Origin of the sequence: Pseudomonas sp. P9_2 (assembly GCF_034008255.1) — a bacterium.
Lineage (GTDB): Bacteria > Pseudomonadota > Gammaproteobacteria > Pseudomonadales > Pseudomonadaceae > Aquipseudomonas > Aquipseudomonas synxantha_A.
In genome coordinates this window covers 841,801-855,953 of the sequence record NZ_CP125376.1, presented here as the reverse complement: position 1 = coordinate 855,953, position 14,153 = coordinate 841,801, and the positions used below count along the sequence as shown (strand labels likewise).

The 14,153-nt window shown below is 56.8% G+C and carries 6 protein-coding genes, 2 tRNA genes and 3 rRNA genes; 8 read left to right on the top strand and 3 right to left on the bottom strand.

Translation table 11 applies throughout. The annotated features are described in order from the left end of the window. The first annotated feature begins 68 nt into the window (after window positions 1–68). The 8 genes from QMK52_RS03790 (at window position 69) to QMK52_RS03755 (ending at window position 9,027) form a co-directional block, all read left to right on the top strand. Window positions 69–1,605: ribosomal RNA gene (locus tag QMK52_RS03790) — 16S ribosomal RNA — on the top strand. A gap of 81 nt (window positions 1,606–1,686) precedes the next feature. Then, a tRNA-Ile gene (locus tag QMK52_RS03785) sits at window positions 1,687–1,763 on the top strand. Window positions 1,764–1,793: 30 nt separating this feature from the next. Further along, window positions 1,794–1,869 (top strand) — tRNA-Ala (locus QMK52_RS03780). 247 nt (window positions 1,870–2,116) lie between these two features. Then, a 23S ribosomal RNA gene (locus QMK52_RS03775) occupies window positions 2,117–5,008 on the top strand. A gap of 157 nt (window positions 5,009–5,165) precedes the next feature. Next, window positions 5,166–5,281, top strand: a 5S ribosomal RNA gene (gene rrf, locus QMK52_RS03770). Together the 16S, 23S and 5S rRNA genes with 2 tRNA genes alongside form the textbook arrangement of a ribosomal RNA operon. A 180-nt stretch (window positions 5,282–5,461) precedes the next feature. Then, the gene (locus tag QMK52_RS03765) at window positions 5,462–6,121 is read left to right on the top strand and encodes a paraquat-inducible protein A (protein ID WP_005784496.1); all 660 of its coding nucleotides are present in this window, start codon (window positions 5,462–5,464) and stop codon (window positions 6,119–6,121) included. Then, window positions 6,108–6,731 (top strand): paraquat-inducible protein A, encoded by a 624-nt coding sequence (locus tag QMK52_RS03760; RefSeq protein ID WP_005784498.1) that lies wholly within the window; start codon window positions 6,108–6,110, stop codon window positions 6,729–6,731. Before QMK52_RS03765 ends, QMK52_RS03760 begins: the two co-directional genes overlap by 14 nt. Continuing rightward, a complete protein-coding gene (locus tag QMK52_RS03755) occupies window positions 6,724–9,027 on the top strand; it encodes a PqiB family protein (RefSeq protein ID WP_194440003.1) in 2,304 nt (767 codons plus the stop codon). The genes QMK52_RS03760 and QMK52_RS03755 overlap by 8 nt, the downstream gene beginning before the upstream one ends. 186 nt (window positions 9,028–9,213) lie before the next feature. On the opposite strand, the gene mksF is transcribed toward QMK52_RS03755, so the two are convergent. From mksF to mksB, 3 genes are read right to left on the bottom strand one after another with little or no spacing between them, the layout of a single operon-like run. Further along, window positions 9,214–12,054, bottom strand: a complete 2,841-nt coding sequence (gene mksF, locus QMK52_RS03750; RefSeq protein ID WP_005784503.1) for an Mks condensin complex protein MksF — start codon at window positions 12,052–12,054, stop codon at window positions 9,214–9,216. Next, a complete protein-coding gene (mksE, locus tag QMK52_RS03745) occupies window positions 12,051–12,758 on the bottom strand; it encodes an Mks condensin complex protein MksE (protein ID WP_005784505.1) in 708 nt (235 codons plus the stop codon). Before mksE ends, mksF begins: the two co-directional genes overlap by 4 nt. Beyond that, window positions 12,748–14,025, bottom strand: a complete 1,278-nt coding sequence (gene mksB / locus QMK52_RS03740; protein ID WP_005784507.1) for an Mks condensin complex protein MksB — start codon at window positions 14,023–14,025, stop codon at window positions 12,748–12,750. Before mksB ends, mksE begins: the two co-directional genes overlap by 11 nt. Window positions 14,026–14,153 lie beyond the last annotated feature (128 nt).

Genomic DNA, 14,153 nt, shown 5'->3' with positions numbered 1-14,153 from the left:
AGAAATCAAAGATGTAACCAACGATTGCTGAGCCAAGTTTAGGGTTTCTTAAAAACCCAAAGATGTTTGAACTGAAGAGTTTGATCATGGCTCAGATTGAACGCTGGCGGCAGGCCTAACACATGCAAGTCGAGCGGTAGAGAGAAGCTTGCTTCTCTTGAGAGCGGCGGACGGGTGAGTAATGCCTAGGAATCTGCCTGGTAGTGGGGGATAACGTTCGGAAACGGACGCTAATACCGCATACGTCCTACGGGAGAAAGCAGGGGACCTTCGGGCCTTGCGCTATCAGATGAGCCTAGGTCGGATTAGCTAGTTGGTGGGGTAATGGCTCACCAAGGCGACGATCCGTAACTGGTCTGAGAGGATGATCAGTCACACTGGAACTGAGACACGGTCCAGACTCCTACGGGAGGCAGCAGTGGGGAATATTGGACAATGGGCGAAAGCCTGATCCAGCCATGCCGCGTGTGTGAAGAAGGTCTTCGGATTGTAAAGCACTTTAAGTTGGGAGGAAGGGTTGTAGATTAATACTCTGCAATTTTGACGTTACCGACAGAATAAGCACCGGCTAACTCTGTGCCAGCAGCCGCGGTAATACAGAGGGTGCAAGCGTTAATCGGAATTACTGGGCGTAAAGCGCGCGTAGGTGGTTTGTTAAGTTGGATGTGAAATCCCCGGGCTCAACCTGGGAACTGCATTCAAAACTGACTGACTAGAGTATGGTAGAGGGTGGTGGAATTTCCTGTGTAGCGGTGAAATGCGTAGATATAGGAAGGAACACCAGTGGCGAAGGCGACCACCTGGACTAATACTGACACTGAGGTGCGAAAGCGTGGGGAGCAAACAGGATTAGATACCCTGGTAGTCCACGCCGTAAACGATGTCAACTAGCCGTTGGAAGCCTTGAGCTTTTAGTGGCGCAGCTAACGCATTAAGTTGACCGCCTGGGGAGTACGGCCGCAAGGTTAAAACTCAAATGAATTGACGGGGGCCCGCACAAGCGGTGGAGCATGTGGTTTAATTCGAAGCAACGCGAAGAACCTTACCAGGCCTTGACATCCAATGAACTTTCCAGAGATGGATTGGTGCCTTCGGGAACATTGAGACAGGTGCTGCATGGCTGTCGTCAGCTCGTGTCGTGAGATGTTGGGTTAAGTCCCGTAACGAGCGCAACCCTTGTCCTTAGTTACCAGCACGTCATGGTGGGCACTCTAAGGAGACTGCCGGTGACAAACCGGAGGAAGGTGGGGATGACGTCAAGTCATCATGGCCCTTACGGCCTGGGCTACACACGTGCTACAATGGTCGGTACAGAGGGTTGCCAAGCCGCGAGGTGGAGCTAATCCCATAAAACCGATCGTAGTCCGGATCGCAGTCTGCAACTCGACTGCGTGAAGTCGGAATCGCTAGTAATCGCGAATCAGAATGTCGCGGTGAATACGTTCCCGGGCCTTGTACACACCGCCCGTCACACCATGGGAGTGGGTTGCACCAGAAGTAGCTAGTCTAACCTTCGGGAGGACGGTTACCACGGTGTGATTCATGACTGGGGTGAAGTCGTAACAAGGTAGCCGTAGGGGAACCTGCGGCTGGATCACCTCCTTAATCGACGACATCAGCTGCTCCATAAGTTCCCACACGAATTGCTTGATTCATTGAAGAAGACGAAAGAAGCAGCCCGAAATTGGGTCTGTAGCTCAGTTGGTTAGAGCGCACCCCTGATAAGGGTGAGGTCGGCAGTTCGAATCTGCCCAGACCCACCAATTTTGTGTGGGAAACGCCTGTAGAAATACGGGGCCATAGCTCAGCTGGGAGAGCGCCTGCCTTGCACGCAGGAGGTCAACGGTTCGATCCCGTTTGGCTCCACCACTACTGCTTCTGTTTGTATAAAGCTTAGAAATGAGCATTCCATCGTTGTGATGGTGAATGTTGATTTCTAGTCTTTGACTAGTTCGTTCTTTAAAAATTTGGGTATGTGATAGAAAGATAGACTGAACGTTACTTTCACTGGTAACGGATCAGGCTAAGGTAAAATTTGTGAGTTCTCTTAACTGAGAAATTCGAATTTTCGGCGAATGTTGTCTTCACAGTATAACCAGATTGCTTGGGGTTATATGGTCAAGTGAAGAAGCGCATACGGTGGATGCCTTGGCAGTCAGAGGCGATGAAAGACGTGGTAGCCTGCGAAAAGCTTCGGGGAGTCGGCAAACAGACTTTGATCCGGAGATGTCTGAATGGGGGAACCCAGCCATCATAAGATGGTTATCTTGTACTGAATACATAGGTGCAAGAGGCGAACCAGGGGAACTGAAACATCTAAGTACCCTGAGGAAAAGAAATCAACCGAGATTCCCTTAGTAGTGGCGAGCGAACGGGGACTAGCCCTTAAGTGGCTTTGAGATTAGCGGAACGCTCTGGAAAGTGCGGCCATAGTGGGTGATAGCCCTGTACGCGAAAATCTCTTAGTCATGAAATCGAGTAGGACGGAGCACGAGAAACTTTGTCTGAATATGGGGGGACCATCCTCCAAGGCTAAATACTACTGACTGACCGATAGTGAACTAGTACCGTGAGGGAAAGGCGAAAAGAACCCCGGAGAGGGGAGTGAAATAGATCCTGAAACCGTATGCGTACAAGCAGTGGGAGCCCACTTTGTTGGGTGACTGCGTACCTTTTGTATAATGGGTCAGCGACTTATTTTCAGTGGCGAGCTTAACCGAATAGGGGAGGCGTAGCGAAAGCGAGTCTTAATAGGGCGTCTAGTCGCTGGGAATAGACCCGAAACCGGGCGATCTATCCATGGGCAGGTTGAAGGTTGGGTAACACTAACTGGAGGACCGAACCGACTACCGTTGAAAAGTTAGCGGATGACCTGTGGATCGGAGTGAAAGGCTAATCAAGCTCGGAGATAGCTGGTTCTCCTCGAAAGCTATTTAGGTAGCGCCTCATGTATCACTGTAGGGGGTAGAGCACTGTTTCGGCTAGGGGGTCATCCCGACTTACCAAACCGATGCAAACTCCGAATACCTACAAGTGCCGAGCATGGGAGACACACGGCGGGTGCTAACGTCCGTCGTGAAAAGGGAAACAACCCAGACCGTCAGCTAAGGTCCCAAAGTTATGGTTAAGTGGGAAACGATGTGGGAAGGCTTAGACAGCTAGGAGGTTGGCTTAGAAGCAGCCACCCTTTAAAGAAAGCGTAATAGCTCACTAGTCGAGTCGGCCTGCGCGGAAGATGTAACGGGGCTCAAACCATACACCGAAGCTACGGGTATCACGTAAGTGATGCGGTAGAGGAGCGTTCTGTAAGCCTGTGAAGGTGAGTTGAGAAGCTTGCTGGAGGTATCAGAAGTGCGAATGCTGACATGAGTAACGACAATGGGTGTGAAAAACACCCACGCCGAAAGACCAAGGTTTCCTGCGCAACGTTAATCGACGCAGGGTTAGTCGGTCCCTAAGGCGAGGCTGAAAAGCGTAGTCGATGGAAAACAGGTTAATATTCCTGTACTTCTGGTTATTGCGATGGAGGGACGGAGAAGGCTAGGCCAGCTTGGCGTTGGTTGTCCAAGTTTAAGGTGGTAGGCTGAGATCTTAGGTAAATCCGGGATCTTAAGGCCGAGAGCTGATGACGAGTTAACTTTTAGTTAACGAAGTGGTTGATGCCATGCTTCCAAGAAAAGCTTCTAAGCTTCAGGTAACCAGGAACCGTACCCCAAACCGACACAGGTGGTTGGGTAGAGAATACCAAGGCGCTTGAGAGAACTCGGGTGAAGGAACTAGGCAAAATGGCACCGTAACTTCGGGAGAAGGTGCGCCGGTGAGGGTGAAGGACTTGCTCCGTAAGCTCATGCCGGTCGAAGATACCAGGCCGCTGCGACTGTTTATTAAAAACACAGCACTCTGCAAACACGAAAGTGGACGTATAGGGTGTGACGCCTGCCCGGTGCCGGAAGGTTAATTGATGGGGTTAGCTAACGCGAAGCTCTTGATCGAAGCCCCGGTAAACGGCGGCCGTAACTATAACGGTCCTAAGGTAGCGAAATTCCTTGTCGGGTAAGTTCCGACCTGCACGAATGGCGTAACGATGGCGGCGCTGTCTCCACCCGAGACTCAGTGAAATTGAAATCGCTGTGAAGATGCAGTGTATCCGCGGCTAGACGGAAAGACCCCGTGAACCTTTACTATAGCTTTGCACTGGACTTTGAATTTGCTTGTGTAGGATAGGTGGGAGGCTTTGAAGCGTGGACGCCAGTCTGCGTGGAGCCAACCTTGAAATACCACCCTGGCAACTTTGAGGTTCTAACTCAGGTCCGTTATCCGGATCGAGGACAGTGTATGGTGGGTAGTTTGACTGGGGCGGTCTCCTCCTAAAGAGTAACGGAGGAGTACGAAGGTGCGCTCAGACCGGTCGGAAATCGGTCGTAGAGTATAAAGGCAAAAGCGCGCTTGACTGCGAGACAGACACGTCGAGCAGGTACGAAAGTAGGTCTTAGTGATCCGGTGGTTCTGTATGGAAGGGCCATCGCTCAACGGATAAAAGGTACTCCGGGGATAACAGGCTGATACCGCCCAAGAGTTCATATCGACGGCGGTGTTTGGCACCTCGATGTCGGCTCATCACATCCTGGGGCTGAAGCCGGTCCCAAGGGTATGGCTGTTCGCCATTTAAAGTGGTACGCGAGCTGGGTTTAGAACGTCGTGAGACAGTTCGGTCCCTATCTGCCGTGGACGTTTGAGATTTGAGAGGGGCTGCTCCTAGTACGAGAGGACCGGAGTGGACGAACCTCTGGTGTTCCGGTTGTCACGCCAGTGGCATTGCCGGGTAGCTATGTTCGGAATAGATAACCGCTGAAAGCATCTAAGCGGGAAACTAGCCTCAAGATGAGATCTCACTGGAACCTTGAGTTCCCTGAAGGGCCGTCGAAGACTACGACGTTGATAGGTTGGGTGTGTAAGCGCTGTGAGGCGTTGAGCTAACCAATACTAATTGCCCGTGAGGCTTGACCATATAACACCCAAGCAATTTGTTTCTCGAAAGAGCATCAGATTGCGGTGTGTGAAGACGAAGATGAACCGAAAGTTCGACGCTCACAAAACACCGAAAGCTGTCACATACCCAATTTGCTGAAGCGAGACCAACTGGTCGCGACTCAGTACCCGAATTTCTTGACGACCATAGAGCATTGGAACCACCTGATCCCATCCCGAACTCAGCAGTGAAACGATGCATCGCCGATGGTAGTGTGGGGTTTCCCCATGTGAGAGTAGGTCATCGTCAAGATTAAATTCCAGAACCCCTGTTTGCTAACGCAAACAGGGGTTTTGTTTTGGGCGGTCGAAAAGCGTCTGCCCTTGCCCGTACCGCTGGCGTCTCTCAATCGCCCGACAAAATTGCACAGTTATTTCCGAGCCAGAGCACTAGAATAGCCGCCTAACTATTTTTAGAGTCAGAGCCCTATCTATGCCCGATCTGGTTGATGCCGTTGAGGTATCGGATTTACCACTGGACGAGCTGGTGGCATGCCATGAGTGCGATTTGCTGATGCGCAAACCAACGCTCGCCCTTGGCGAAAAGGCCCAGTGCCCACGCTGTGGCTACGAGTTGTACGCTCACCGCCACAATGTGGTCGAGCGGAGCCTTGCTTTAGTACTTGCGGCCCTGCTGCTTTACATCCCGGCGAACTTTTTGCCCATCATGCAGCTCAATCTACTCGGGCAGTCCTCGGAGGACACCGTATGGAGCGGCGTTGTTGGCTTATTCGATACCGGTATGCAAGGCGTTGCTGCCGTTGTGTTCTTGTGCAGCATGGGGATCCCCTTGCTCAAGCTGCTCTGCCAATTGGCAGTGTTGCTCAGCATCCGCTGGAACATCGGTCGCAGTTACGGGCTGTTGTTGTACCGCATCTACCACCATATGAAGGATTGGGGGATGCTGGAGGTCTACTTGATGGGCGTATTGGTGGCGATCGTAAAGCTCGCCGACATGGCCTCCATCACGATCGGCCTGGGTCTGGTCTGCTTCGTCAGTTTATTAATGGTTCAAGTTCTGCTTGAGGTGGTCATGTCGCCCCATCAGATCTGGCAAGCACTGTCAGGAGAGGATGACCATGCGGGCGATTGATGCAGGCATTCTGATTTGTACCGAATGCCATGAATTGAACAAGCAGGAAGCGGATACCGAAGAGCAACTCTGTACCCGTTGCGGCGCGTTGATCCATGCGCGTCGCCCCAATAGCCTCACCCGTACCTGGGCATTGCTGATCACCGCAGCGATCTTGTATATCCCCGCCAACCTGTTACCCATCATGACCGTCAACTCCCTCGGCCAAGGTGACCCGAGTACCATCATGGCGGGTGTGATCCAACTGGTGCAGCACGGCATGTTTCCTATCGCCGCCGTGGTGTTCATCGCCAGTATCCTGGTGCCGACATTCAAGTTGGTAGGCATCGGCCTGTTGCTGTTTTCGGTGCAGCGTCACCAACCGCTGTCTGCGCAACAACGCATTGTGATGTACCGTTTTATCGAATTCATTGGCCGCTGGTCCATGCTGGATATCTTCGTGATCGCCATCCTGGTGGCGGTCGTTAACTTTGGGCGACTTGCCAGTGTCGAGGCCAATCTCGGCGCTGCAGCGTTCGCCAGTGTGGTGATCTTGACGATGCTTGCCGCAGTAACTTTCGATCCCCGACTGATTTGGGATAACACGGAGTCGGACGACGACCATGAGTGATTTGCCTAAAGCTAAAACCCGCCCGGCCTCCAATTGGTCGGCTATTTGGGTGTTGCCCCTGATTGCCCTGATCATCGGTGGCTGGCTGGGGTGGCGCGCCTACTCCCAGCAAGGTCTTGAGATTCAGGTTCGCTTTGAGAGCGGCGAGGGTATTCAAGTCAACAAGACTGAAGTCGTCTACAAAGGCATGACCGTCGGCAAGGTCAAGACCCTGGCCCTGGATGACGAAGGCAGTAATCGCGGGGTGATCGCCACCATCGAGATGAACAAGGATGTAGAGCAGTATCTGAGGACAAACACCCGCTTCTGGTTGGTCAAGCCCAGCGTCAGCCTCGCCGGCATCACGGGCCTGGAGACCCTGGTTTCGGGTAACTACATCGCCGCCAGCCCGGGCGATGGTGAGCCCACGCGCAAGTTCAAGGCGCTGTCTGAAGAACCACCGTTATCCGACGCCAAGCCGGGCCTGCACCTGACGCTCAAGGCCGACCGCCTGGGCTCGCTGAACCGTGGCAGCCCGGTGTTCTACAAGCAGATTCAGGTCGGCCAGGTCAAAAGCTATCTGTTGTCCGAAGACCAGAGCATCGTCGAGATCAAGGTTTATATCGAGCCGACCTACGCCAGCCTGGTGCGCAAGCACACGCGTTTCTGGAACGCCAGCGGCATCAGCATCGACGCCAACCTCTCCGGGGTGAAGGTGCGCAGCGAATCGCTTTCAAGCATCGTGGCCGGTGGTATCGCCTTCGCCACGCCGGAGAATCGCCAAGACAGCCCACCCACCGACCCGAGCCTGCCTTTTCGCCTGTACGAGGACTTCGATGCCGCCGCAGCCGGCATCAAGGTCAAGGTCAAACTCACCGATTTCGAAGGCCTCCAGGCCGGGCGTACCCCGGTCATGTACAAAGGCATCCAGGTTGGTAGCCTGAAAACCTTGAAGATCGACCCGGACCTGTCCAGCGCCAGCGCCGAGTTGACCCTTGATCCTTTGGCCGAAGACTACCTGGTCCAGGACACGCAATTCTGGGTGGTCAAGCCGTCCATCTCCCTGGCAGGCATCACCGGCCTGGAAGCACTGGTCAAAGGTAACTACATCGCGATCCGCCCGGGTGACAAAGGCACCCCGCCACAACGTGAGTATGTGGCCCGCGCCAAGGCGCCGCCGTTGGACCTGCGCTCCCCCGGCCTGCACATGGTGCTGCTCACCGACAACCTGGGCTCGCTGGATGTCGGCAGCCCGATTCTGTACAAACAGGTCAAGGTGGGTTCGGTGCAGAGCTACCAGTTTTCACGCAAGAAGAAGCAACTCGTGATCGGCGTTCATATCGAGAAAGAGTATGAAGGCCTGGTCAACGGCTCGACACGTTTCTGGAACGCCAGCGGTGTCACTCTCACTGGTGGGCTCACCGGTGGCATCCAGGTCAAAAGCGAATCCCTGGCCAGCCTGATGGCCGGCGGTATCGCCTTCGAAACACCGGAGCCCAACGTTCCCCTGAAGCACCGTATCCCGCGCTTCCGTTTGTTCGCCGACCGTGACGCCGCGAATCAGCATGGCACCCTGGTGACGATCAAGGTCGATCGTGCCGACGGCCTGCGCCCCGGTACAGCCGTACGCTTCAAAGGTCTGGATGTTGGCAAGGTCGAGAGCGTCGACCTCAGCGCCGACATGCAGTCTGTATTGCTGCGCGCCCGTATCACTCAGGTAGCTGATCGTATCGCCCGTGCAGGCAGCCAGTTCTGGGTGGTCAAGCCGGAGCTGGGCCTGATGAAGACCTCCAATCTTGAAACCCTGGTCACCGGGCAATACATCGAGGTGCAGCCGGCGGTGAAAAATGCCGGGCCGCAAAAAAACTTTGTTGCACTGGATCAGCCACCGGAGGCTGTCCATCAGGAGCAAGGCCTGAGCCTGACACTCAGCGCCGCTCGCCGTGGTTCGCTCAAAGAAGGCGTGCCGGTCACTTACCGTGAAGTCACCGTGGGCAAGGTCATCGGCTATGAGCTGGGCCAGACCGCCGACCGTGTGCTGGTGCATATCCTGATCGAGCCCAAGTACGCCCCCCTGGTACGCAGTGGCAGTCGCTTCTGGAACACCAGCGGCTTCGGTCTCGACTTTGGCCTGTTCAAGGGCGCGACGGTGCGCACCGAGTCCCTGGAGACTTTGGTGGCCGGCGGTATCGCCTTTGCCACGCCAGATGGCGAGCGCATGGGCAACCCGGCACGGCCACAGCAGACCTTCCCGTTGTTCGATAAGTTTGAAGATGAGTGGCTGACCTGGGCGCCCAAGATTCCACTCGGTAAATAAACCGATGCGCGGCCTTCGCGAGCAAGCCCGGCTCCCACAGGGATATGCATTTTCGGCAAGTATGCATTCTAACTATGGGAGCCGGGCTTGCCCGCGATGAGGCCCACAAACACACCGCAAATCCCAAGCCGAAAAAAAGGCCGTGATCCAAAAGATCGCGGCCTTTTTGCATGTCAGCGCAACGCGTCAGACCTCATCCAGCTCCGGCTCATCGGCTTGCACATTCATCGTCGCCTTCACCACATCATGGCGACGGATGTATTTCCAGTCCGCCTCATCAATGTAGATTCCGTTCGGCCCGCTGCCGCCTTCCAGGTCGATCGCCACCTGGGCGGAAACCTGCGGCTTCACGCTGGCCAGGATCGGCACGAAGCCCAGTTGCAAGCTGGTTTCCAGCAAGGCAGCCTGGTTCTTCTCATCGATGTCTGCCGCTTCATCGAGGTAATACGGCAAACGCACACGGCCGGCCTGGTCGCGGTCCATCAAGTGCAGCAACAGATACATGTTGGTCAGCGCCTTGATGGTCATGGTGGTGCCGTTGGACGCGGCGCCATCGATGTCGGTATGAATCACCGGCTGACCGTGCACCTTGGTGATCTCGAACGCCAGTTCGAACAAGTCCTTGAGGCCCAGCTGGTTATGGTTGGCCGCAACGAGGCGCGCCAGGTATTCCTTGGCCTCTTCGTTCTTGTTGTCCTGCTCGGCGCTCTGGCTGAGGTCGAACACCGACAGCGTTTCGCCTTCTTCATACTGGCCAGCACTGTGGATGATCTGGTCGATATGCTTGAGGGCTTCCTTGTTCGGCGCCAGCACGATGCGAAAGCTCTGCAGGTTGGAGACCTGGCGTTTGTTGATCTCGCGGTTGAACAGCGCCAACTGGTGTTCAAGGCTGTCGTAATCGCTACGGATATTGCGCAGGGTACGGGCGATATCGGTCACCGCTGCTCGGCGTGCCTTGCCCAGCGTCAACGCTTCGTCGGTGCGGTGCGCATAGGCGTTGATCAGCAGCTGCAGGCGACGCTCCATGTCATCTTCGCTGTCGAACTTGGCCACACCCTTGAGGCGCACCTGGGCGTACAAGGCTTCGATCTGGCCGTCGGCGCGCAGCAAGCCCTGCCAGCTATCCTGGTAGTCATTGAGCAGTGGCAGCAAGTTGTCCATGGAGTCGTCGACCGGGTCCATGAACGGCGTGCCGAACGGCAGGTCCGCCGGCAACAGCTGACGACGACGCAACGCATCATCCAGCGTGCGTTGCTTGGCTTCCATATCGCCGATCTGGCGGCCGACCAGTTGCAGCTTGGCCGACAATTGCTGGACGCGCTCGGTAAAGGCATCGCTGGAGCGCTTCAGCTCATCCTGGGCGGCTTCCATTTGCGCCAGGTTTTCCAGCTTCTCGCCTTCTTCTGCACTCAGGGTCTGGGTGCGGCGGAAATCTTCCAATGCCTTCTGAGCATCCAGCACCTGCTGATACAGCGCTTCGGTCTGGGTCTTGCTCGCCGCGCGGTCGGACGCTACGGCCTGCTGGGTTTTGAGTTGCTTGAGTTCTTTTTCCAGGCGCTCCTTCTGGTCGCGCAAGGCGGCGCGGTCGGCCAGGGCCTGCAACGCAGGCGGCTCGATGTGCGAGATGTCGATGGACAGCCCCGGCACTTCAAAGCGCTCGCCCTTGAAGCCATCGAGGATCTGCTCCAGGGATTTGACCCACTGGCCGTCCTCGTCCAGCGTGATGCCGTGCTCACCCAGAGGCAGGCTGAACAACGAGCTGTTGAACAGGCGCATCAGACGTTCGACATCCTGTTGCGAGAACTCCTCGCGCAGCTTGGCATAGCTGTTGTTGTCGGCGTGATCGAGTTGCTGCCTGACCGACTTCAAGCGCTTTTCCAGGTCGCGCAGACGCTCGTCCAGGTCCTCGGCGCTGAACTGTCGCGACTGCGCCAATGCGCCCGCCAGTTCATCGTGGGCGTCTTTGGCGGCGAGCAACTGTTGCTCCAGCACCTTGACGTCATCCACCAGGGCAAAGCGATGCTTGAGTACCGACAGCTCGCCCAGCCAACGCTGGATACCGCTGATCTCCCGCTCCAGGCGCATCAGTTCCTGAGTACCGCCACGCTGGTCGTTCTGCAGCGCGTCCTGCTCGTTGCGGTAGTGCTCGGCCTGGATGGTCAGCTCTTCCTTGCGTGCACTGGCGTAGTCCGACCAGGTGCCCAGCAACGAATCCAGCAGCGGTGACAGGCGGTGCAGTTTGCCGCGCAAGGCGTCGCGTTGTTTTACGCCATTGGCCAAGGCTTCAACCAACGGCCCGGCGGCGACCAGGGAGTTGTAGTCCTGCTCCATGCGTCGTACATCACGGAAGGCTTCTTCGCACGCAGCGATGTAGTCGACACTGCCTGAACGCAAGCTGTGTTCGAACGCGTCGAGGAACAGTTGCTTGAGCTTGGCCGCGGTGATTTCGCGCATGTGCAGCAGGTTGATAAACAACGCACGGAACGTCTTCAAGCTCTGTTCGCTGGTGGAGCGCAGCGGGATCAGGGTCAGGTCCAGCGGGATCGACGTATGGCCGCCCACCAGCAAGCGCCGCAGTTCATCAGGCTTGAGTTCGTAGGCTTTGAGGCCCTCGCGCTCAAGGTTGGTAAACAGCTCTTTCTGACGCAGGCAGGTGTCGTTTTTCTGGTAATGAGCCAGGTCCAGCTTGCCCGCATAGGCAAAGAACTGGTGGCCGAAACCACCGCCCGGCCCGCGTCCGACCACGCCGATGACGTGCGGGCCGTGGGGCAGGGAGACTTCTACCAGGATGTAGCTGGTGTCGGTGGCAAAGTAGAAGCGCCGCGATTGTTCCAGCGTGTACTTGCCGAAACTCATGTCCGACATGCGCGCCAGGATCGGGAACTGCAAGGCGTTGATGGATGCGGATTTACCCAGGTTGTTCGCGCCATACACCGACAGCGGCTCTTCCAGCGGGAACAAGCCCAGGCTGTAACCGGCGGTGTTCAATAGGGCGAAGCGGCGGATGCCGTAACGTTCCTTACTCATACGTCGGTTTCCTGTTCTTCGGCAATGGCTCGGGCCAGGGCGTCTTCTTCGCTTTCCTCATCGAAGGCGCTAAGGTCCAGCGGGTCATCGGTCTTCAGCAGTTTTTCATCGCTGTCTTCGTCGATGATCACTGGCACCGGCAGCGGCAATACGCTGTGCACGCTGGCGGCGAGGTCGCGGTCCTGCTGCACCGACAGGCACACGTCGAGGAAACGGTGCATTGGTGGCAGGAAGCGGTAGATACCGTTGTCTTCGCTGGCAAAACCGAGTTGGGTCATGCGACGCATGATTTTTTCTTCGAGCTCTTCCTGGGTCTGCACTTCGGCCTGGATAAACAGGTCGCGGTACTTCTCCAGCAACGAAGGCAATTCGTCGCGCCCCAGGCTGCCGCCGTCGAGCACGGCAACCGGGTCGCGGCCCTGGTCGGCCAGGTGCTCGACGATAATGAAGGTAAACAAGGCCAGGCGCTGGGCGGTCTTGTTGACCTGCGCGGCAGCCACGGCGGTGTCCGGGACGAAGTAGTAGAAACCGCGGGTATCGCATACCAGCTCAAAGCCCAAGGCCTTGAACAGCGTGCGGTACTGGTCCTGGAAGTTCGACAGCTGCGCGTACAGCTCCGGGTCGCGGCGGCTGACGTGGTAACCCTTGAACAGCTCGCGAAAAATCGGCGCCAGCTGGGACAGTTCGGATAGATCAAGATGCATAAGGGGTGCTCGCAGAATTCTCGGTGGCGTCAACGCCGGCCGGGAGCAGGGCGAAGGAGCGCAGGCTGACCTGATGCTCGTGGGTGTGGTAATCGCGACGTTCCAGGCGCTCGCGCTTGAAGCGTTTTTCCCGGGACAGGCGTGAGAACCAGTACAGCAATTCGTCGGTGGCGCCGTCCGGCTCCTGCTCCAGCAGCCAGGTCATCAGGTCCGGCATCGGCAGGGCGTCTTCGCAACGTTCGAGCATTTCCTTGACCGTACGCGGGGCGCGCGGGGCCTCGCCCTTGTGGGATTTGTGCGCCTTGGGGAATCGCGCCGGTTTCGGCTCGAAATTGGCCAGGGCATACACATAAGCCTCGACCTGGCTGGCGCTGCCCAGGAAGGTGCTTTGCGGTCGGGTGAACATCGGCATCGCCGCTTGCGGCACCGCGTCCAGGCCTTTACGGCGAATCGCCGACAAGGCCAGCGCAGCGCCGCGAGTCACTGCGTTATGCCGGCGTGCTTCTTCGCGCAGCGGCAACAGCAGCTCGCGCGCATGGCGCAAGGTCAGCTGGGCGCTGGTCTGCATTTCGAGGATGCGCGCGTGGGTGCGCAGCAGCATGTCGTCGTCCACCAGGTGGCCAAGACGCTGTTGCTCGGTGAGCATGCGCAGCAGCACGTTTTCCACCTTGCGCACGCCTTGCTCGAAGGCGCCGTCAGCGTTCACCAACTGGATCATCGGCTCGACGTATTCGTCCCAGGTTGCCAACACCTCGGCGTAGCGCTGGCGCAACGGGATCTGGCGGTCGCTGGTCTTGGCGCGATCGGCCACGGCGGCGAGGGCCTGTTCGTCGTTGGCAAGCTTTTTCAGCACGTCGCGCACGCGCATATCCAGCAAGCGTAGTTGCCGGGCCAGGTCATGGCCGTCGCGGATGTCGAAGGCGTCCTGGATATAACCGGCCAGACGCTCGAGGTGGCGCAGGTAGGCTTCGATTTCCAGGCACAGGCCAAGCCGGTGCTCCTTGCGAAGATAAGCGAGGAAGTCGTGGATCTGCGCGTTGAGCTCGAAACGGTTCGGGCTCTTGGCGACAGGTACCAGGATATCCAGGCGAATCCACACGTCCAGCAGGCTGGTGATGTCCTGGGGCGTGCTGTCCAGTTGTTGGGCGGCCAATTGTGCGCGCAGCTCGCTCAGGCTCAGGGTGCCTTGGTCGAAGTGTTCGCACAGAGGCTCAAGTAAGGCCCAGTGTTCGGCGAGGGCGCGCAGGACGCGCTTGGGTTCGATCATGGGAATGGCCGGCTGGTTGGCGATTAAAAGTCGCGATTGTACTGCATCAGACGCGGGATTTATCCACAGCCGGTCAGTGCGCAGTGGGCGATTGTTGCCGAACAGCGGTAGAATCCCCGCTCTTTACT

What these genes read in the sequence shown, in the direction of transcription:
- QMK52_RS03765 (WP_005784496.1), top strand. Translation starts at nt 5,462, where the DNA reads ATGCCCGATCTGGTTGATGCCGTTGAGGTATCGGATTTACCACTGGAC.
- QMK52_RS03760 (WP_005784498.1), top strand. Translation starts at nt 6,108, where the DNA reads ATGCGGGCGATTGATGCAGGCATTCTGATTTGTACCGAATGCCATGAA.
- QMK52_RS03755 (WP_194440003.1), top strand. Translation starts at nt 6,724, where the DNA reads ATGAGTGATTTGCCTAAAGCTAAAACCCGCCCGGCCTCCAATTGGTCG.
- mksF (WP_005784503.1), bottom strand. Translation starts at nt 12,054, where the DNA reads ATGAGTAAGGAACGTTACGGCATCCGCCGCTTCGCCCTATTGAACACC.
- mksE (WP_005784505.1), bottom strand. Translation starts at nt 12,758, where the DNA reads ATGCATCTTGATCTATCCGAACTGTCCCAGCTGGCGCCGATTTTTCGC.
- mksB (WP_005784507.1), bottom strand. Translation starts at nt 14,025, where the DNA reads ATGATCGAACCCAAGCGCGTCCTGCGCGCCCTCGCCGAACACTGGGCC.